This window comes from Streptomyces sp. 3MP-14, assembly GCF_006334905.2.
Lineage (GTDB): Bacteria > Actinomycetota > Actinomycetes > Streptomycetales > Streptomycetaceae > Streptomyces > Streptomyces triticirhizae.
Genome location: NZ_VDLZ02000017.1, coordinates 89,031 through 107,073 on the forward strand (window position 1 = coordinate 89,031; position 18,043 = coordinate 107,073).

15 protein-coding genes are annotated in these 18,043 nt (G+C 75.0%); 7 read left to right on the top strand and 8 right to left on the bottom strand.

The features are described from left to right. Window positions 1–13: 13 nt before the first annotated feature. Both FH609_RS25360 and FH609_RS25365 read left to right on the top strand, forming a co-directional pair. On the top strand, window positions 14–808 hold the full coding sequence (locus FH609_RS25360; RefSeq protein ID WP_139671872.1) for a glutamate racemase: 795 nt from the start codon (window positions 14–16) through the stop codon (window positions 806–808). Between the two features lie 20 nt (window positions 809–828). Further along, complete coding sequence (locus tag FH609_RS25365; RefSeq protein WP_139671875.1) at window positions 829–1,317, top strand: NUDIX hydrolase; 489 nt, start codon at window positions 829–831, stop codon at window positions 1,315–1,317. On the opposite strand, the gene FH609_RS25370 is transcribed toward FH609_RS25365, so the two are convergent. The 3 genes from FH609_RS25370 to dhaK are packed head-to-tail and all read right to left on the bottom strand — an operon-like array spanning window position 1,302 to window position 3,370. Beyond that, complete coding sequence (locus tag FH609_RS25370; RefSeq protein WP_139672142.1) at window positions 1,302–1,697, bottom strand: PTS-dependent dihydroxyacetone kinase phosphotransferase subunit DhaM; 396 nt, start codon at window positions 1,695–1,697, stop codon at window positions 1,302–1,304. The two genes, FH609_RS25365 and FH609_RS25370, sit on opposite strands and share 16 nt — an antisense overlap. 50 nt (window positions 1,698–1,747) lie before the next feature. Beyond that, on the bottom strand, window positions 1,748–2,359 hold the full coding sequence (dhaL, locus tag FH609_RS25375; RefSeq protein ID WP_193318040.1) for a dihydroxyacetone kinase subunit DhaL: 612 nt from the start codon (window positions 2,357–2,359) through the stop codon (window positions 1,748–1,750). 12 nt (window positions 2,360–2,371) lie between these two features. Then, window positions 2,372–3,370, bottom strand: a complete 999-nt coding sequence (dhaK, locus tag FH609_RS25380) for a dihydroxyacetone kinase subunit DhaK (protein WP_139671878.1) — start codon at window positions 3,368–3,370, stop codon at window positions 2,372–2,374. 219 nt (window positions 3,371–3,589) lie between these two features. Between dhaK and FH609_RS25385 the strand changes: the two genes are divergently transcribed. From FH609_RS25385 to FH609_RS25400, 4 genes are all read left to right on the top strand, one after another. Then, window positions 3,590–4,327 (top strand): maleylpyruvate isomerase family mycothiol-dependent enzyme, encoded by a 738-nt coding sequence (locus FH609_RS25385; RefSeq protein ID WP_139671881.1) that lies wholly within the window; start codon window positions 3,590–3,592, stop codon window positions 4,325–4,327. A gap of 2,673 nt (window positions 4,328–7,000) precedes the next feature. Beyond that, the gene (locus FH609_RS25390) at window positions 7,001–9,220 is read left to right on the top strand and encodes an MMPL family transporter (RefSeq protein WP_139671884.1); all 2,220 of its coding nucleotides are present in this window, start codon (window positions 7,001–7,003) and stop codon (window positions 9,218–9,220) included. A 144-nt stretch (window positions 9,221–9,364) separates the two neighbouring features. Further along, window positions 9,365–11,194: a serine/threonine-protein kinase gene (locus FH609_RS25395; RefSeq protein ID WP_139671887.1), complete on the top strand. Its 1,830-nt coding sequence runs from the start codon at window positions 9,365–9,367 to the stop codon at window positions 11,192–11,194. Window positions 11,195–11,217: 23 nt separating this feature from the next. Further along, complete coding sequence (locus FH609_RS25400) at window positions 11,218–11,715, top strand: hypothetical protein (RefSeq protein WP_139671890.1); 498 nt, start codon at window positions 11,218–11,220, stop codon at window positions 11,713–11,715. Between the two features lie 33 nt (window positions 11,716–11,748). Here the strand turns inward: FH609_RS25400 and FH609_RS25405 are convergent, their stop codons facing one another. Both FH609_RS25405 and FH609_RS25410 read right to left on the bottom strand, forming a co-directional pair. Then, entirely contained in the window at window positions 11,749–12,177 is a 429-nt protein-coding gene (locus FH609_RS25405) for a GNAT family N-acetyltransferase (RefSeq protein WP_139671893.1), read from the bottom strand. A 184-nt stretch (window positions 12,178–12,361) separates the two neighbouring features. After that, window positions 12,362–13,366, bottom strand: a complete 1,005-nt coding sequence (locus FH609_RS25410; protein ID WP_226961943.1) for a LacI family DNA-binding transcriptional regulator — start codon at window positions 13,364–13,366, stop codon at window positions 12,362–12,364. A gap of 151 nt (window positions 13,367–13,517) precedes the next feature. Between FH609_RS25410 and FH609_RS25415 the strand changes: the two genes are divergently transcribed. Beyond that, window positions 13,518–15,038, top strand: a complete 1,521-nt coding sequence (locus FH609_RS25415) for an alpha-N-arabinofuranosidase (protein WP_139671896.1) — start codon at window positions 13,518–13,520, stop codon at window positions 15,036–15,038. Between the two features lie 102 nt (window positions 15,039–15,140). Here the strand turns inward: FH609_RS25415 and FH609_RS25420 are convergent, their stop codons facing one another. The 3 genes from FH609_RS25420 to FH609_RS25425 form a co-directional block, all read right to left on the bottom strand. Then, on the bottom strand, window positions 15,141–15,707 hold the full coding sequence (locus tag FH609_RS25420; protein WP_139671898.1) for a DinB family protein: 567 nt from the start codon (window positions 15,705–15,707) through the stop codon (window positions 15,141–15,143). Between the two features lie 129 nt (window positions 15,708–15,836). Then, window positions 15,837–15,962, bottom strand: coding sequence for a hypothetical protein (locus FH609_RS32215; RefSeq protein ID WP_264372783.1), 126 nt, complete (start codon window positions 15,960–15,962; stop codon window positions 15,837–15,839). Between the two features lie 745 nt (window positions 15,963–16,707). Beyond that, the gene (locus FH609_RS25425; RefSeq protein WP_139671901.1) at window positions 16,708–17,817 is read right to left on the bottom strand and encodes an aminoglycoside phosphotransferase family protein; all 1,110 of its coding nucleotides are present in this window, start codon (window positions 17,815–17,817) and stop codon (window positions 16,708–16,710) included. Window positions 17,818–18,043: the final 226 nt, after the last annotated feature.

Sequence of the window (18,043 nt, forward strand, 5' to 3'; positions counted from 1 at the left end):
AGGCTGGGGCTTCGTGAGAATCGCACTCCTGGACTCGGGCATCGGCCTGCTGGCCGCGGCCGCCGAGACACGGCGGCTGCGGCCCGACGCGCACCTGGTGCTCTCCGGGGACCCGGCGCACATGCCCTGGGGCCCGCTCGACCCGGCACGGATCACCGAGCGCGCGCTCGCGTGCGCGCGCTCCGCCGTCGCCGAGCGACCCGACGCCCTCATCGTGGCCTGCAACACCGCGAGCGTGCACGCCCTCCCGGCGCTGCGCGCCGAGCTGGAGCCGGCGCTCCCCGTCATCGGCACCGTCCCCGCCATCAAGCCGGCCGCTGCCGCCGGCGGCCCGTTCGCCGTCTGGGCCACCCCGGCCACCACCGGCAGCGCCTACCAGCGCGGCCTGCTCGCCGAGTTCGCCGACGGCGCGCCCGCCACCGAGGTGCCCTGCCACGGCCTGGCCGGCGCGGTCGAGGCCGCCGACGCGGCCGCCGTCAGCGCCGCCATCAAGGCCGCCACCGAGCTGACCCCGCCCGACACCACCACCGTCGTGCTGGGCTGCACCCACTACGAGCTGGTCGCCGACGAGATCGGCCGCGAGCTGACCGCCCTCACCGGCCGGCGGGTCACCCTGCACGGCTCGGCCGCCGCCGTCGCCGCCCAGGCGCTGCGCCGGATCGGCGCCCAGCCCGCGCCCAGCGCCCCACCGACCGGCACCCTCACCGTGCTGGCCAACGGCCGCCGCGTCCCGCTGCCGGACGCCGCCCGCCGCTACGCCCAGGGCCGCTCGCTGCTGACCGCCGCGCCCGCGCCCGAACTCCGCTGAACAACCCGAGGTTTCGCACCATGGCCACGCCCGACTTCATCCGCGAACTGCGCGCCACCATCGGCCACCGGCCGCTCTTCCTGCCCGGCGTGACCAGCGTCGTCCTCGACGAGGACGGCCGCGTCCTCCTGGTCCGCAGGGCCGACGACGGGCGGTGGACGCTGATCGGCGGGATTCCCGAGCCGGGCGAGGAGCCGGCCGAGACCGCCGTCCGCGAGGTCGAGGAGGAGACCGCCGTCCACTGCGTCGTCGAACGGGTGCTCGCCGTCGAGGCCACCGACCCGATCCGCTACCCCAACGGCGACGTCTGCCAGTTCCTCGACATCAGCCTCGCCTGCCGCGCGGTCGGCGGCGAGGCCCGGGTCAACGACGACGAGTCGGCCGAGGTCGGCTGGTTCACCCTGGACGCGCTGCCGCCGCTGTCCGAGCACGCGCTGGAACGCATCCGGCTGGCCGGCGCCGACGAACCCACCTGGTTCGCCCAGCCCGCCGCTCAGACCTTGCGGTAGTCCCAGGCGTCGGAAGCGGCCGCCTCCACCGCGTCCAGGTCGGCCCCGGTCGACGCGGTGAGCACCGCGGCCACCGCGCCCTCCAGCAGCGGCGCGTCCACCAGCCGCGCGGCGGGCGGCAGCACGTCGCCCTCCGCCAGCAGCGCCCTGACCGTCAGCACCGCGCTGCCGAGGTCCACCAGGATCGCCACCCCGACGCCCTGGTCGGCGCGCCACGCCGCCTCGGTGATCAGCTCGGAACTGGTGCCGACCCCGCCGTCCGGGGTGCCGCCCGCCGGCACCACCGGCGCCAGATGCCCCTTGCCGGCCAGCCCCGACGCCAGCGTCGCCACCGAACTGGCCACCTCGTGGCTGTGCGACACCAGCACCACGCCCACCATGGGCTCCGGGGCGCCCCCGGGCGCGTTGCCGCCGCCCTCCGCCGGGCCCGTCACCGCGCCACCTGGAAGAGCGCCCCGAGCAGCAGCGCCGCCGAGGCGGCGCCCGGGTCCTCGTGCCCGACGCTGCGCTCGCCCAGATAGCTGGCCCGGCCCTTGTGCGCCCGCAGCGGGATCGTCGCCTTCGACCCCTGCTCGGCGGCGCGGGCCGCCGCCGCGTAGTCCGGCAGCTCGGCCACCGCCGGCAGCAGCGCGTCCAGCATCGTCTTGTCGCCCAGCGCCGCGCCGCCCAGCTGGCCCACCGCCGCCACGCCGGTCTCCAGCGCGTCCCGCAGGTCGCCGTCGCTCACCCGCTCCGCCTCGCCCAACGCCTTCCCCGAGCGCCGCAGCAGCGTGCCGAAGAGCGGCCCCGAGGCGCCGCCCACCGTCGAGACCAACGTCCGCCCCGCCACCAGCAGCACCCCGCCCGGCGTCGCCTGCTCCTCCGCCTCCAGCGTCGTCATCACGGCCGTGAAACCCCGGCGCATGTTGGTCCCGTGGTCCGCGTCGCCGATCGCCGAGTCCAGCTCCGTCAGCCGGTCGGCCTCGGCGCGCACCGCCTCCGTCGACGCCCGGAGCCACTCCACGATGAAAGCGGCGTCACGCTCCGCCGTCTGCCCTGCCACTCCCGGCTCCTCTCAGTGACCCCAACGCAGCCCCGGCGTGGACACCGGGGCGTCCCACAGCCGCAGCAGCTCGTCGTCCACCTCGCACAGCGACACCGAGCAGCCGGCCATGTCCAGCGAGGTCACATAGTTGCCGACGAGGCTACGCGCCAGGGTCACCCCGCGCTCGTCCAGCGCCCTGACCACCTCGGCGTGGAAGCCGTACAGCTCCAGCAGCGGCGTGCCGCCCATCCCGTTGGTCAGGCAGATCAGCGGCCCGGGCGGCGAGGTCGGGTAGTCGGCCAGCAGCGCCTCCACGCAGACGTCGGCGATCTCCGCCGCGCTGAGCATCGCCCGCCGCTCCCGGCCCGGCTCGCCGTGGATGCCGATGCCGAGCTCCAGCTCGTCCGGCGGCAGGTCGAACGTCGGGCTGCCCTTGGCCGGCGTCGTCGGCCCGTGCAGCGCCACCCCGAAGCTGCGCGAGGCGTCCGCCGCCCGGCGGGCGATCTCGGCGACCCTGGCCAGCGGCGCGCCCTCCTCGGCGGCGGCGCCGGCCAGCTTCTCCACGAAGAGCGTCCCGCCGGTGCCCCGCCGGCCGGCGGTGAAGGTGCTGTCGGTGACGGCCACGTCGTCCTGGACCACCACCTTGGTCACCTCGATGCCGTCCTCCTCGACCAGCTCGGCCGCCATGTCGAAGTTCAACACGTCGCCCGTGTAGTTCTTGACGATCAACAGCACCCCGGCGCCGCCGTGCACCTCGGAGGCGGCGCGCGTCATCTGGTCCGGCACCGGGCTGGTGAACACCTCACCGGCGCACGCCGCGTCCAGCATCCCCGGGCCGACGAAGCCGGCGTGCAGCGGCTCGTGGCCGGAGCCGCCCCCGGAGATCAGGCCCACCTTGCCGGCCACCGGCGCGTCCCGGCGCACCACCAGCCGCCGTGCCACGTCCACCCGCAACTCCGGGTGCGCCGCCGCCATGCCGCGCAGCGCGTCGGCGACCACCCGCTCCGCCCCGTTGATCAGCAACTTCATCGGTGCCTCCTCGTGCGACGCGTGCCATGCGTGCGATGCGTGCGGGTGACCCCGCCCCGACGCGTCCTGCCGCGTCCGACGCGCGACGAACGGCCGCCCGCCGCGCTCGCCCCCGCAGTATCGGTGCTCAAGGGGGGCGCGGTCACGTAGGGGGACGCCCCCGCGTGCGCGGGTCGCGCGCCGGGGCGCCGACGGCCGACGCTCTGCGATCGTTGCCCCATGGAGACCGGAGCACACATAGCCGCCCTCGACCTCGCCGGCCGCGCCTACCTCTCGGCCGCCGAGGCCACCGACTGGCGGGCCGAGGTCCCGAGCTGCCCCGGCTGGCGGCTCGACGACCTCACCAGGCACCTGGGGAACGTGCACCGCTGGGCCGAACGCTTCGTGCGCGAGCGGCTGACCGAGCGCGTGCCACCACCCGAAGAACGGCCGTCCGAAGGGGAGTTGGCCGACTGGTTCGCCGAGGGCCTGGCCGCCCTGCTGGCGACGCTGCGCGCGGCGGACGAGACCACCGGCTGCTTCACGTTCCTGCCCGGATCGCCCAACGGCCGTGCGTTCTGGGCCCGTCGGCAGGCGCACGAGACCACCGTGCACCTGATGGACGCCCAACTCGCCGCCGGCCGCACGCCGTCGCCCACGCCGGCCGCGCTCGCGCTGGACGGGATCGACGAGTTCCTCACCGGCTTCCACGCCAGGACCCGCTCGCGGGTCCGCAGCGCGGCGCCGCGCGTGTTCTCCGTGCGGGCCGACGAGGGGCCGGAGTGGACGGTGCACCTCACCGAGGACCCGCCGCGCACCCGGCGGGGGCCGGCCGAACGCTTCGACTGCCGCGTCAGCGGCCCGGCGGCCGACCTGTACGCGGCGCTGTGGGGGCGCCTCCCCTGGGAGGCGCCCCCACTCCGGGCGACGGGCGACGCGTCGGTGTTGACGCTGTGGCGGGAACGCTCCGCCGTCTGACCAGTCCCTCCGGGGGTGCGCGGGGGGTGCGGCGTCGGCCGTGGCCGGCGGGGCCGGCGGGGCCGGCGTGTGGCGGTGGTGGGTGCGGCGTCGGCCGCGGGCGGCCTTGCCGGCGGGGTGGTCGGGTGGCCGGGTGGCTGTGCGGGTGGTGGTGGTTGGGTGCGGGGTTTGTCTGCGGGCCGGTGGCCGGTGCGGGGCAGCCCGACTGGTCGCCGTCCCTCGACGAGACTCGTTGTGAAGGGTTGGGGCTCTGGCGCGGACCACGACGCCGGGCCTAGATGGCGGGTGGGTCGGCCGGGTGCGGGCGTAACGAATACCGGCAGGAGGCTGGCTGGGAAGGGGGGCGCGGCTTCCGGGAGGTGGGGTTTGTTGCCGCCAGGGTGGTCGGGAGTGCGGTGCGTGCCCTCCGGGCGCAGGGACTGCGGCTTGTTCGAGGGCCGGTTGGCCGCTGGGGGCGTGCGTAGCGCGCACCGGCTTCGCCGGCCTGCCCCGGCATGTCGCCCGTCTCGAACGTGGCCGATCATCGGGCGACTGACGGGGACGGTGATGGTCCGCTGTTGGGTGGCTCGGTGGGTGGGGGGTTCGGTCAACGACCACGCTGCCGCGCGAACATAGTCTGCCGTCTTGGTAGTCCGCGCGCCGTCGACTCCCGAGAGCGGGCGCGGGGGGTGGGGGACCTTTTTGTAGGTGCCCGTCTGGAAGTAAACAGTCCGTTCAACGACTCAGGATGGGCCGCGTCACGGCGGGACTTCCCGCCGGTTGGCTTCCGGCGGGCCGTCCGGTCGTGTTGACCCGCCGGGGCTCGATCCGCCAGGTGCAGCGGGCCGCCGTCAGACCACCTCGGCTCGTGCCGCCTCGAACCCATGCCCTCCCGCACGAGAGTTCGGGCGGCGTTCCTGCCATGTCGGCGGCCTGCTGAGCAGCGTGGCCCTACGGAGGCCGTTCGGCCAAGGCCACCCGTCGCGCGCGAATGGCCGGCCTCCGGCTCTCGCTCGCCGTATCGGTGGCTCAGCCCCGAACCGTGCCCCTGCGTATGCGAGTTCGGTCCTCGCGTCGGACGGCCAGCACCCCGCTGTGCGGGAACGCCCCGCCGAGGGCACGGTCTACCCGCAATGCCAGTGACTGCGCGCACCGGACCCGGCCCGCGTTCCCTCTGCCTGGTCGGGCACCGGTCCGGGGCTGCTCCGGGCCGGCAACGAACCGTGTTCGCTTGTGCGGGAGTTCGACCGGCGTTCGTGTCGTGCCGACGGCCCGCCGCACTGCGTGCGCCCCGGGCGCTGCCCGGGCAACGTCGGTTCGCTGCCGGGCGATTGGCCAGGCCGATGTCACCCGCCGTGAGGTGGCCAGACTTTTGGCGCCCGCTTGGCGGTCGTCTCGGTCAGGCTGCCCCGAACTGTGCCCTCACGTATAGGAGTTCGGTTCTGCGCCGGCCAATCGGGTGGTCCGTGTTCACGTCGTGTCGATGGCCTGACGAGCGGCGTGCGCCTCGACCAGCGCCAGCCCGCTGCCGGGAACCTACCCCGGGCGCCCACCCAGTGGCGAACGGCCCACCGCAGGCGCCCACCGGCCACAGTCCCCGCGAGGCGGCCCGATGCCCCCGCCGCAAGCGCTCCCCGCCGTGAGGCGGCCCGCGCCACCCACCCCGTGGCGAACGGCCCGGCCGCAGGCGCCCACTGCCCCCGGGCGCAGGCAGCCCGCCGCCACCCGCCGGACACCACCCGCCCTGTGCGAACCACCCGCCGCAGGCGCCCCCTCCTCGCCCCGCCACCGTCGGCCGCACGCCCCCGGGCGCGGGCCCCGCACGCCGCAAGCGGCCCGCGCCGCCCCCGCCGCCGGCAGCCCGCCACCCGGCCCGCGCCATCCGCCCGCCGCAGGCGGCTAGCCTTCGGCGCCTACCCGCCCGCCGCAGGCGCTCCGCGCCCTGCCACGAACCGCCCGCCGCCACCCGCCCTGTGCGAACTGCCAGCCGCAGCTGCCCCGCCGCAGGCGCCCCCCGCCCCCGCCGCCGGCAGCCCGCCACTCGGCCCGCGCCATCCGCCTGCCGCAGGCGGCTAGCCTCCGGCGTCCATCCGCCCGCCGCAGGCGGCCAGCCTTCGGCGCCTACCCGCCCGCCGCAGGCGCTCCGCGCCCCGCCGCGAACCGCCCGCCGCCACCCGCCCGCCGCGAACCGCCCGCCGCCACCCGCCCTGTGCGAACCGCCCGCCGCAGGCGCCCCCCGCCCCCGCCGCCGGCCGGCAGCCCGCCACCCGGCCCGCGCCATCCGCCCGCCGGCCGCGGCCCGCCGCAGGCAGTCCTACCGCCACCCGCCCCGTGGCGAACGCCCCACCGCAGGCAGCCCCGCCGCCGCCCGCCGTGTGCGAACTGCCCGCCGCAGGCGCCCCCCGCCCCTGCCCCGCGCCGGCGGCAGGCGCCCACCGCCACCCGCCCGCCGCAGGCGCCCCGCGCCCCGCGCCCCGCGCCCCCGGGCGCGCTCAGCGCGCCCGGTCCCGAGCCAAGCCGGCAGGCGTCCACCGTGGGGGCATCCCGTCACCCCATCCGGTGAGTCGGGAATGAGGGGAACATGCGCGCGATGGGTTGTTTTTGGCGAAGCGCCAGTTATGCGCGGTAGCGTCCCGCTGGGCCGGTTGTCCGGGCCCGTGCATCGCCCGTTGACTCACCCTCCGTGGAGCATCCATGGCCACCCTCCTCTATCGGCTCGGTCGCGGCGCCTTTCGGCGTCGGCGACTCGCGGTGTCGCTCTGGCTCGGCGCGTTGGCCGCCCTGCTGGCGGTGAGCGGCGCGCTGGGCAGCGCGCTCGACGACGAGTTCACCATCCCCGGCTCCGAGTCCCAGCGCGCGCTGGACACCCTCCGCGAGGTGCTGCCCGCCGCCGGCGGCACCACGGGGCAGCTGGTGTTCACCACCCCGGACGGCAGCCCCATCACCGACGAGCGCTGGGCCGAGCCCCTGGCCCGTTCCCTCGCCAACGCCGCCGAGGCGCCCGAGGTCTCCGCCGTCGTCCCGCCCGAGGAGGCCGGCACCATCTCGGCCGACGGCCGCACCGCGCTGGCCACCGTGCGCTACCCGGAGACCGCGTTCCAACTCGCCGACGGCACCACCGAGGCGCTCCAGCGCACCGTCGAACCGGCCCGCGCCGCCGGCCTCGACGTGCACGTCGGCGGGCAGGCGTTCTCCCCGACCGGCGTCGAGATCAGCGCCAAGGAACTCTTCGGTGTGGTCGTCGCGTTGCTGGTCCTGGTCATCACCTTCGGCTCGATGCTGGCCGCCGGGATGCCGCTGCTGACCGCGCTGGTCGGCGTCGGCACCGCCGTCGCGGCCCTGCTGGTCGGCGGGCACCTGTTCACGCTGTCCTCCACCGCCATCACCCTGGCCGTGATGCTCGGCCTCGCCGTCGGCATCGACTACGCGCTGTTCATCCTCTCCCGCCACCGCTCCCACCTCGCCCGGGGCATGGACCCCGAGGAGTCGGCCGGCCGGGCGCTCGGCACCGCCGGCAGCGCCGTGGTCTTCGCCGGGCTGACCGTTGTCGTCGCGCTCTGCGGGCTTTCCGTGGTCGGCATTCCGTTCCTGACCGTGATGGGCCTGGCCGGCGCCGCCACCGTGACCGTCGCCGTGCTGGTCGCCGTCACCCTGCTGCCCGCGCTGCTCGGCTTCGCCGGCGAACGGCTGCGCCCCGCGCCCGGCTCCCGCGCCGCCCGACGCGAGGAGCACGACGCCGCCTCCGCCGCGCCGGCCGCCACCCTCGGCGACCGCTGGGTGCGGCTGGTCACCGGCCGGCCGCTGCTGACCGTGCTCGCCGTGGTCGTCGGCCTGCTGGTGATCGCGATCCCGGCGCGCGAACTGCGCCTCGCGCTCCCCGACAACGGCTCCGCGCCCCATGGCAGCACCGAACGCGAGACCTACGACGCCATCAGCGACGCCTTCGGCCCCGGACTCAACGGCCCGCTGCTGATCCTCGCCGACACCGCCGACGTCGAGGGCGACCCCGCGCCCGCCCTCGCCGACGTCACCGACCGGCTCGGCGCGTTGCCCGGCATGGCCCAGGTCGCGCCGGCCCGGCCCACCGAACGGGACACCGCCTGGCTGATCGAGGCCGTGCCCGCGAGCGGACCCGACCAGGAGGGCACCGAGCGACTGGTGCACACCATCAGGGACTTCTCCCGGGAGAACGCCCCCACCACCGGCGTGACCCTCGCCGTGACCGGCAACACCGCCGTCGCCGTCGACGTCTCCCGCCAACTCAGCGACTCCATGGTCCCGTTCGGCGCCGTCGTGGTCGGCCTCGGGCTGCTGATCCTGCTGCTGGTCTTCCGCTCCCTGGTGGTGCCGCTCAAGGCGACGCTCGGCTTCCTGCTCTCGGTGGCCGCCGCCTTCGGCGCGGTGGTGATGGTCTTCGAGTGGGGCTGGCTGGCCGGCGCGCTCGACGTCGCCCGCACCGGGCCCGTGGTCAGCTTCCTGCCGATCATCCTGATGGGCGTCCTCTTCGGACTCGCCATGGACTACGAGGTGTTCGTGGTCTCCCGCATCCACGAGCGGCACGCGCACGGCGCCGCCCCGGCCGACGCGGTGCGGGAGGGCGCCCCGCTGGCGTTCCGGGTGGTGACGGCCGCCGCGTTGATCATGTTCGCGGTCTTCGCCAGCTTCGTGACCATGGAGGACGCCATCGTCAAGCCGATCGCCCTCGCCCTGGCCGTCGGCGTGGCGGTCGACGCGTTCCTGATCCGGCTCACCCTGGTGCCCGCCGTGCTGGTCCTCGTCGGCCGCGCCGGCTGGTGGCTGCCGGGCTGGCTGGACCGGCTGCTGCCCCACGTCGACGTCGAGGGCAGCCGGCTGCCGAAGCCCCGCGCGGACGCGGTGCCCGCGCCGGCCGAACGCCCGCACACCCGGGTGTGACGGCGGGTCCGGGGCGTCAACAGGCGTTGCGAATCCGCCCGTTCCATCTGTTTCCCGCCGCTTGGCATAGGAACGTCCCGCCCGGGACGCCATACTGGGGGCGGGGGTGGACATCGGGTCGACGACGGGGGTGGGTGCCGGACGATGGCGGATGGCGTGCTGCTGCATGGCCGCTACCAACTGCTCGATCTCATCGGGCGCGGCGGAATGGGGGAGGTCTGGCGGGCCAGGGACGAGGCGCTCGGCCGCTCGGTCGCGGTCAAGTGCCTGAAGCCGCTGGGCAGTCAACAGGAGGAGTCCTTCCTGCGGGTGCTGCGGGAACGGTTCCGGCGCGAGGCGCGGGTCGCCGCCGGGCTCCAGCACCGGGGCGTCACCGTGGTCCATGACTTCGGCGAGTCCGAGGGCATCCTCTACCTGGTGATGGAGCTGCTGGAGGGCCGCAACCTCAGCGAACTGCTCCAGGCCGCCGGCCCGGGACCGCTGCCGGTGGACGAGGTGGTCGACATCGCCGAACAGGTCGCCGCCGCCCTCGCCTACACCCACGAACAGGGCATCGTGCACCGCGACCTGAAGCCCGCCAACATCATGCGGCTCACCGACGGCACCGTGAAGATCTGCGACTTCGGCATCGCCCGCCTCGCCCAGGACATCGGCCTGTCCACCAAGCTCACCAGCGCCGGCATGGCCATGGGCACGCCCCACTACATGTCGCCCGAGCAGATCGCCGGCGTGAACGTGGACGCCCGCAGCGACCTCTACTCGTTCGGCTGCGTGCTCTACGAGATCGCCACCGGCCAGCCCCCGTTCGACCTCGGCGACCCCTGGGCGATCCTCATCGGCCACCGCGACACCCAGCCCGAGCCGCCCCGCACCCTGCGGCCCGAGCTGCCCGAGGGGCTGGAACGCTTCGTCCTGGCGCTGCTCGCCAAGGACCCCGACGAACGCCCCGAGGACGCCGCCGCGCTGCTCCGCCAACTCCTCGGCCAGCGCCGGGTCGTCACCACCGGCGGCGAGCTGGTGCCCCGCACCCGGCGCGAGCCGGCCCGGCTGCCGGAGTGGACGTGCGGGATGCGCGCGGGCTCCCGGGCCAGCGGGGCGTGGTCGCTGCGGCTCTCCCCGCCGGACCGCTCCGCCGGGCTGACCGGCCAGTGGACCGGGATGACCGCGACGGTGCTGGCCCACCCGCCGGCGACCCGGCGCGGCCCCTCGCCCGAACACCTCGCCGTCCTCGACAGCCGGCACCGGGCCGGCCTCAGCCTCGGCCGCCTCGGCCGCTGGGAGGAGGCGCACGAGGTGCACGACGCCGTCGCCGAACAGCGCCGCGAGGCGCTCGGCGAGCTGCACGAGGACACCCTCGCCAGCCGCTTCGAGGCCGCCTACGCGCTGGCCAGGCTGCGACGCTGGGAGGAGGCGCTGGCCGAGCTGCGGGAGGTCGCCGAGGCCAGGGTCCAGGTGCTCGGCGCCGAACACCACGACACCCTGGAGGTCGTCTACGAGGTCGGCATCTGCCTGGGCCGGCTCGGCCGCCCGGCCGAGGCGCTGCCGCTCTACGAGGTGCTGATCGAGGCGTACACCCGCACCCGGGGGCCGGAGGACGCGGAGACCCTGCGCGCCCGCCACGGCCGGGGCATGACGCTGGGCCGGCTCGGCCGCTGGGAGGAGGCCCTGACCGAGGCCACCGACGTGCACCGGGCCAGGGCCGGCACCCTGGGGCCCGAACACCCCCACACCCTGGTCAGCGAGCGGGAGATCGCGGTGGCGCTGGGCTGGCTCGGCCGCTGGGAGGAGGCCCTGGAACGCTTCCAACGCGTGCGGCGGGCCAGGGAACGGCTGCTGGGCGCGGCCCACCCGGACGCCCTCATCAGCCGCAACGACGAGGCGCTCTGCCTGGAGCAGTTGGGGCGCGGCGCGGAGGCCGCCGAGCTGTACCGACAGGTGGCAACGCTGCGCGGGGACGGGCCCGACGGCGGCTAGCCGCCCGACGTACGATGGCGGACATGTCCTTCCTCCGCCGCCGCAACGCCGCATCGCCCGCCGGGCCCGACTTCGACGTCCTGGCCATGGACCCGGGGGACTGGCCTGGCGTGCTCGGCGCCGGGCTGCTGCCCGCGCCCGACGGGAGCTGCCAGGGCGTGGTGCTGCGCTACGACCTCTTCGGCGGTCGTGGGCCCGCGATGGTGATCGGCAACCTGCCGGAGGGCTCCCCGGCCAGGGAACGCGGCGACGACGAGGTGCCCTTCGAGGTCCTCCAGCTGATGGCGGCGCTGGAGATGGACGAGGAGGTCCGCTGCACGGGCACCGAGGAGGTCCCCGTGATGCACGACGGGAACCTGCTGATCGTGCGGCGCGTGCTGTGCAGCGAGAGCCGCATCGCCTGCGTGCAGTTCGACCGCAGCGACGGCGTGCTGGTGACCATCGCCAGCTGGGAGCGGCCCATCACGGACGAGCTGTACCAGCTGTTGAAGCCGCTGCCGGCGGAGATGTTCCAACGCTGAGGCCGGCCGGCCGGACCCGGGCGGGCGACGTGCTCACCTCGGAGTGGGCAGCGCCGAGTGGAGGTTGATCAACCCGGCGCCCTGTGGGGCAGCGAAGCCGCACGCCTCCAGATAGAAGGACCGCAGCTCGTCGGTGAAGTCGACGTGCAGCCACTCGCACCCCGCGTCCCGCGCCCGCAGGGTGGCCAGCCGCACCACGGCGGTGCCGATCCCGCGCCGCTGCCAGTCGCCCCTGGTCTTGGTGTCCAGGAGGAACGCGTGGACGCCGCCGTCCCAGGCGACGTTGACGAAGCCCACGAGCAGCCCGTCGGCGGCGCGGGCGGTCACCCAGCCCAGGGAGTGCGGCCGAATCCGGTCCCACCACCCGGGCTCCGACCGTCCACCGTGCGACACGGTCAGCGCCACCAACTCGGCGTCCGAGACCGAAGCCCGCCACCGCACGTCAACATCCGGGAGTTCCATCCCGCCATCCTCGGCCACCGCGCCGACCCCTGGCCACCGCTTTCGCCGCGGCCGGCCCCCACCGCCCAACCGGCCGCCGCCGGCGGCCACTTCGGCCGGCTGGGCCGGCCGGCCCAGCCGCGAGGCGCCGCACCCGCGTGCGTGGGGGAGGGCCGGCGGCCGTTGGCGCTCCACCGCCCGCCGGCTAGCCGCCCGTTGACTCGCGGATGATCAGGCGGTGCGGGCCGGTGACGTTCCGCGCCTCGTCCTCGGCCCGGCGGCCGGCCATCCGTTCGGTCAGCAACTCCAGCGCCGTCGTGACCATCTCGGCGTGGCCGGGCGCGACGGTGGTCAGCGAGGGCACCGCGTACGCGGCCTGCGGGACGTCGTCGAAGCCGGTGACCAGCGCGTCGCCAGGGGCGCTTCGCCCCAGGTCGGCCAGGCCGCGCAGCGCGCCCAGTGCCATCGAGTCCGTCAGGCACATCAGGCCGTCGAACGGGACGCCGTCGGCGGCGAGTTGGCGCACCGCCGCCACCCCGCCCGCCAGGTTGAACGGGCACGGCACCAGCAGCGCGTCGTCGCGCGGCAGGCCGGCCTCGTCGAGCGCCGCCAGATAGCCGGCGGTGCGCAGGGTGGCCGCGCCGGTCTCGCCCTCGATCCGCCCGCCGATCGCCGCGATCCGGCGGCAGCCCCGCTCCACCAGGTGCAGCGTGGCGTCCCGCGTGCCCTCGAAGTTGGCCATCCCGACGTGGTCCACGCTCGCCTCGCTGATCCGCTCGCCCAGCGCGACCACGGGGAAGCCGGCGAAGACCGCGGCGGCGTCCTCGTCGCCCAACTCCACGGTGGCGATGATCAGTCCGTCGTACGTGCGCAGCCGCGAGTTGGCCACGGCCTGCGCCTCGCCCTCGCGGGAGGCGCCGGTCTGCTCGACGGCGACCCGGTAGCCGCGCCGGGCCGCCTCGGCGATCACCAGCGAGGCCAGCCGGCCGTAGTAGGGCTGGTCGATGTCGGGGATCGCCAGGCCGATCACGCCGGTGGTGCCCGAACGCAGGTTGCGGGCCGCGACGTTCATCCGGTAGCCGAGCCGTTCGACGGCCTCGGTCACCCGCCGGCGGGTCTCCTCGCTGACGTGCGGGTGGCCGTTGAGGACGTTGGAGACCGTCATCGCGGACACCCCGGCGGCCTTCGCGACGTCGCTCATCGTCACCATGCGGCGATCATCTCCTCTGCCGTGGGCGGCGAACGGGGAACGGCCGCGTTCCCGGCCACGATACCGAGGACCTCGGGGACCGAACCCTTGACACCGGATGGACGCCATGCCAGCGTTTTTATCGTTAAAAACAACCAACGAGGAGCACCGTATGTCCGGTAGCAGCGGCACGGCGATCATCAATCTGGACATCGAGGGACCGGTCATCAGCCGTCACCTCTACGGCCACTTCGCCGAGCACCTGGGGCGTTGCGTCTACGGCGGCCTGTGGGTCGGCGAGGACTCGCCCATCCCCAACGAGGGCGGCATCCGGCTGGACGTGGTCGAGGCGCTGCGCGCGCTGGACATTCCCAACCTCCGCTGGCCGGGCGGCTGTTTCGCCGACGAGTACCACTGGAAGGACGGCATCGGCCCGCGCCAGCAGCGCCCCCGGATGGTCAACACCCACTGGGGCAACGTCGAGGAGAACAACCACTTCGGTACCCACGAGTTCCTCGCGCTCTGCGAACTCCTCGGCACCGAGCCGTACATCAGCGGCAACGTCGGCTCCGGCACCGTCCAGGAGATGAGCGAGTGGGTGGAGTACCTCACCCGCGACGGCGACAGCCCGATGGTGCGGCTGCGCAAGGAGAACGGCCGCGAGGAGCCGTGGCGCGTGAAGTTCTGGGGCCTGGGCAACGAGACCTGGGGCTGCGGCGGCAACATGCGCGCCGAGCACTACGCCGACCTGGCCCGCCAGTACGCCACCTACTGCCGCGACCACGGGGACAACAGGCTCTACCGGATCGCCGCCGGCGCCAGCGACGAGAACTACGCCTGGACCGAGACCCTGATGCAGCAGATCAGCTGCTTCGGCTGCGAGGCCACCCCGAAGAACTTCTTCCAGGCGCTGTCCGTCCACTACTACACGGTGATCGGGCCCTGGGACGCCAAGGGGAGCGCAACGGAGTTCGACACCGAGGACTACTACCGCACGATGGCGGCCGCCGCGCGGATGGACCGGATCATCCAGGGGCACTCCACCGTGATGGACGCCTACGACCCGGGGCGCCGTGTCGGCCTCGTCGTCGACGAGTGGGGCACCTGGTTCGACGTGGAGCCGGGCACCAACCCCGGCTTCCTGTTCCAGCAGAACACCCTGCGCGACGCGCTGGTGGCCAGCACGCACTTCGACATCTTCCACCGGCACGCCGAGCGGCTGGCGATGGCCAACCTGGCGCAGACCGTCAACGTCCTCCAGGCGGTGCTGCTGACGGACGGCGACCGGCTGGTGCGCACCCCGACCTACCACGTCTTCGAGATGAACAAGGGACACCAGGACGCCACCTCGCTGCCCGTCCACCTCACCACGGCGGAGGCCCAACGGCAGGTCGGTGACGCCGAGTTGACCACCATCTCGGCCTCGGCCAGCGTCCGGGACGAGCGGGTGCTGATCTCCCTGACCAACCTCGACGCCGAACGCCCCGCCGAGATCACGCTGGACCTGCGCGGCGGCGCGCTGCTGGAACCGACGGCCCGCATCCTGACCGCCGACCGGCTCCAGGACCACAACACCGCCGACGCGTCCCCGGTCGCCGCCCGCCCGTTCGACGGCGTGCGCACCCACGAACGGGGCCTGTCCCTCACGCTGCCGCCGCACTCCTTCGTGACGGTGAGCGGCCGACGGGCGTAGCCGCGCGGCGCCCGGCGCGCTGGGCGCGCCGGGCTGAGGGGGTGGGCGCGGAGCCGGCGCGCTGGGCGCGCCGGGCTCGCCTGGGGCGAGGCCGCCGGAACGTCACGTTCGGTGCGGCACGGGGCCGCCGTCCTGCCAGCGGTAGAGGTCGCGCAGCAGGGAGATCTCGGCGCCGTGATGGATCAGCTCCCTGTTGACGTGCAGGACGATGCCCTCCATGGGGAACCGCTCGGGTCCCGCCGGAGGCGGGTTCTCCAGGTCAACGTCCGAGAGTTCGCGGACCCCGGCGTTCCATCTCCCGTACATCTCGTCGACCTGTTCCAGCGCCTCGGCGGCGGTCCCGGCGTAGGCGAACGTCCGGTAGTCGACGTCCCGGCCGCCGAAGTGCCAGCCGACCCGGTAGCCCAGGCAGGAGACGACGATGTGCGCCAGCCGCCAGGCGATCGTGGTCACCGGCGCCGGCACCGGGTCGGGGGACGCGAAGTCCATCGCCCATTCCCCCGAACCCGCCGACATCGGCGCGGCCGACGCGCCCCGTGGGCGGATGCTCCAGCAGTCGCGCACCGGCTCCCAGAAGTACTCCTCATCGGTGAGACCGTGCAGCCGTGGCCGAAGGTTCCTGTGCCAGTACCGGTCCAACTGGTCCGCGATCCGCTCGCTCCTTGTCATCTCGGCACATTACCCACGGCGGCACCCGCCGACCGGCGGCGCGCCCAGCCGCGCGGCGGCCGGCGCCGCTCGCCAACTGGTCCCGACGCGACGTCCGTTGACCGGCCACTGACCGTTCGCGGCTGGCGTTCAGCCACGGGTCGCGTGCACCGCCGCGCGGTAGCTGACCGTGCGCGGAGTGCCGTGCGGCTGGCCGGCGCCGGTGGTGCGCCTGCCGAGGCCACCATCCGCCGGCCGGCCAGAGGTGGTGCGCATCGCCGCGTGGCGGCCGCGACTCTTCTGCCGGCCGTAGAGCGGCGTCCGAACGACCGGCCGCAGGCCAGCCCCGGCTGGCGTCAACCACGGGTCGCGTGCATGGCCGCGCGGTAGATGGCGGGGATGCTGCCGCTCGTCAACTGGCCGTGGAGCAGCGACCGGACAGCCGGCCCAGGCAACCCCGCCGGCGGGCCGCAGGCCAGCCCCGGCTGGCGTTCAGCCACGGATCGTGCGCACCGCTGCGCGGCAGCTGGCGAGGAGGTTGCCCTTCGCCAACTGGCGGTAGCACAGCGTCCAAACGGCCGGCCGCAGGCCATCCCTGCCGGTGCGCCGTAGGCCGTGCGTCCAGCCGCGTGGCGGCCGGGTGGGGATGCTGCCGCCGGCAACTGGCCGTAGAGCTGCATCCTCTGGCCGGCCGCAGGCCATCCCTGCCGGTGCGCCGTATGCCGGCCGTCCGGCCGCCTGGCGACCGGGCGGAGTTGCTGCCGCTCGTCAACTGCCGCGCAGCGCGGCGTCCGTCAGCGGGCCGCAGGCCAACCCCGCCGGCCGGCCGCAGGCCAACCCCGCCGGCCAGCCCTGCCGGCCGGCCGCAGGCCATCTCACCTTCCCAGCGGGCCGCAGGCCGCCGGGCGGCCACCGGGCCGTCCCGTTCCCGGGAGCCGGCCGCAGGCCATCTCACCTTCTCAGCGGGCCGCAGGCCGCCGGCCGGCCGCCAGGCCGGCCCGTCCCCGGAGCGAGCCGCAGGCTACCTCGTTCCGACCGCCGCGCGGATCGCCTGGCGGGCCAGGGACCAGTCGTCGTGGAGGCGGCGCAGCAGCAGGCGTTTCTCCTCGCCGGGGGCCGGTCCGCCGGACCGGTCGGCCGAGGCGCTGCCGGGGCGGTCCATCGCGCGGCGCACGCCCAACTCGCAGAGCCGGATCTCGCGCGTCAGCACCAGCATCAGGTTGATCAGGAAACAGTCCCGCGTCAGGCGGCCCTCCGCCTGCGCGGACTGGCTGATCTGCCGCCGCACCAGCGGCGACTCGCCGAGCGCCGCCCACAGCGTCGCCAGGTCGTACCCGGGCAGGTACCAGCCGGCGGCGCGCCAGTTGATCAGCACGGGTCCGGTGGGGGAGAGCAGCACATGCGGCGGCAGCGCCTCGCCGTGGCAGAACTGGCGCGGCGGCTCGCCGCGCCCGAGGCCGCGCACGTCGTGGAGCAACGTTTTCAGGTCGCTCAGATCGCGGTCGGTCAGCAGCCCGAGCATGTGGTAACGGGCCAGCCGCGCACCGTAGTTGAGCGCGTCGGGGAACGCGCCGTCCGGCGGGCGCCAGGCGTTGATCCGGCGCACGGCGGCCAGCGTGGCACGCAGGTCGTTCGTGGCCGGCGGGATCGGCGGATGGCGGTGCGGGGAGGCGGCGCGGCCGGGGACGAACTCGGTGATCAGCGTGCGGTCCCGTGGCTCGTCCCCGACGATCCGGGGCACCCGCACCGGCGGCCGGTGCCGCAGGAACGCGCGGTTGACCGCTAACTCCCGCTCGAACCTGGCCCGATGCTCCTCGCCCTGGTCCAGCACGCACTTGGCCACCGCCGCCCGCCGTCCCGCCATGCCGGCCAACACCACGGTGCCGTCGCCGTCCCGCAGCACCCGCGCCGGGGTGAACTCCGGACAGATCCGCTGGATCGACGCCAGCGCGGCGCGCAGCCGTTCGCCACCCGCCCCCGCGAGGTCGAGCCGGGCGCCCACCGGCAGCGGTGGCCCGGGCCGGCGCGCCCGGCGCACCCGTTCGTCGACGAGGGCGCCGCGCTGGCCGCCGGGCGCTCCCGCGAGCACGGTACGGTGCCGGGTGACCACGGGGGAGGGTGCTGGATACATGCCGGGCTGAGTCCCTTCAGTGCCGCCGGACGCTGGTCGGCGCCCCGCCAACCGCCGGTTCCCGGACACCCTGGGGAAATGCCCGCCGCACCCCGGCCGGAGTGGCGCCAAGGACACCACACCTCTTTTCACGGGTGGCACACCATGTGGCGAGCCCTGGCGAACCCTGGCGAATTGTCATGTCGGGGTTGCCGCGCGGTTACTGTCAACTCAGCCGAGATCCTGG

Bases quoted from the DNA above. Each gene is read 5' to 3' on its own strand.
- FH609_RS25425 (WP_139671901.1), bottom strand. From the start codon at position 17,817: ATGTATCCAGCACCCTCCCCCGTGGTCACCCGGCACCGTACCGTGCTC.
- dhaK (WP_139671878.1), bottom strand. From the start codon at position 3,370: ATGAAGTTGCTGATCAACGGGGCGGAGCGGGTGGTCGCCGACGCGCTG.
- FH609_RS25400 (WP_139671890.1), top strand. From the start codon at position 11,218: ATGTCCTTCCTCCGCCGCCGCAACGCCGCATCGCCCGCCGGGCCCGAC.
- FH609_RS25410 (WP_226961943.1), bottom strand. From the start codon at position 13,366: ATGGTGACGATGAGCGACGTCGCGAAGGCCGCCGGGGTGTCCGCGATG.
- FH609_RS25415 (WP_139671896.1), top strand. From the start codon at position 13,518: ATGTCCGGTAGCAGCGGCACGGCGATCATCAATCTGGACATCGAGGGA.
- FH609_RS25395 (WP_139671887.1), top strand. From the start codon at position 9,365: ATGGCGGATGGCGTGCTGCTGCATGGCCGCTACCAACTGCTCGATCTC.
- FH609_RS25420 (WP_139671898.1), bottom strand. From the start codon at position 15,707: ATGACAAGGAGCGAGCGGATCGCGGACCAGTTGGACCGGTACTGGCAC.
- FH609_RS25370 (WP_139672142.1), bottom strand. From the start codon at position 1,697: ATGGTGGGCGTGGTGCTGGTGTCGCACAGCCACGAGGTGGCCAGTTCG.
- FH609_RS25365 (WP_139671875.1), top strand. From the start codon at position 829: ATGGCCACGCCCGACTTCATCCGCGAACTGCGCGCCACCATCGGCCAC.
- FH609_RS25405 (WP_139671893.1), bottom strand. From the start codon at position 12,177: ATGGAACTCCCGGATGTTGACGTGCGGTGGCGGGCTTCGGTCTCGGAC.
- FH609_RS32215 (WP_264372783.1), bottom strand. From the start codon at position 15,962: ATGCGCACCACCTCTGGCCGGCCGGCGGATGGTGGCCTCGGCAGGCGC.
- FH609_RS25390 (WP_139671884.1), top strand. From the start codon at position 7,001: ATGGCCACCCTCCTCTATCGGCTCGGTCGCGGCGCCTTTCGGCGTCGG.
- FH609_RS25385 (WP_139671881.1), top strand. From the start codon at position 3,590: ATGGAGACCGGAGCACACATAGCCGCCCTCGACCTCGCCGGCCGCGCC.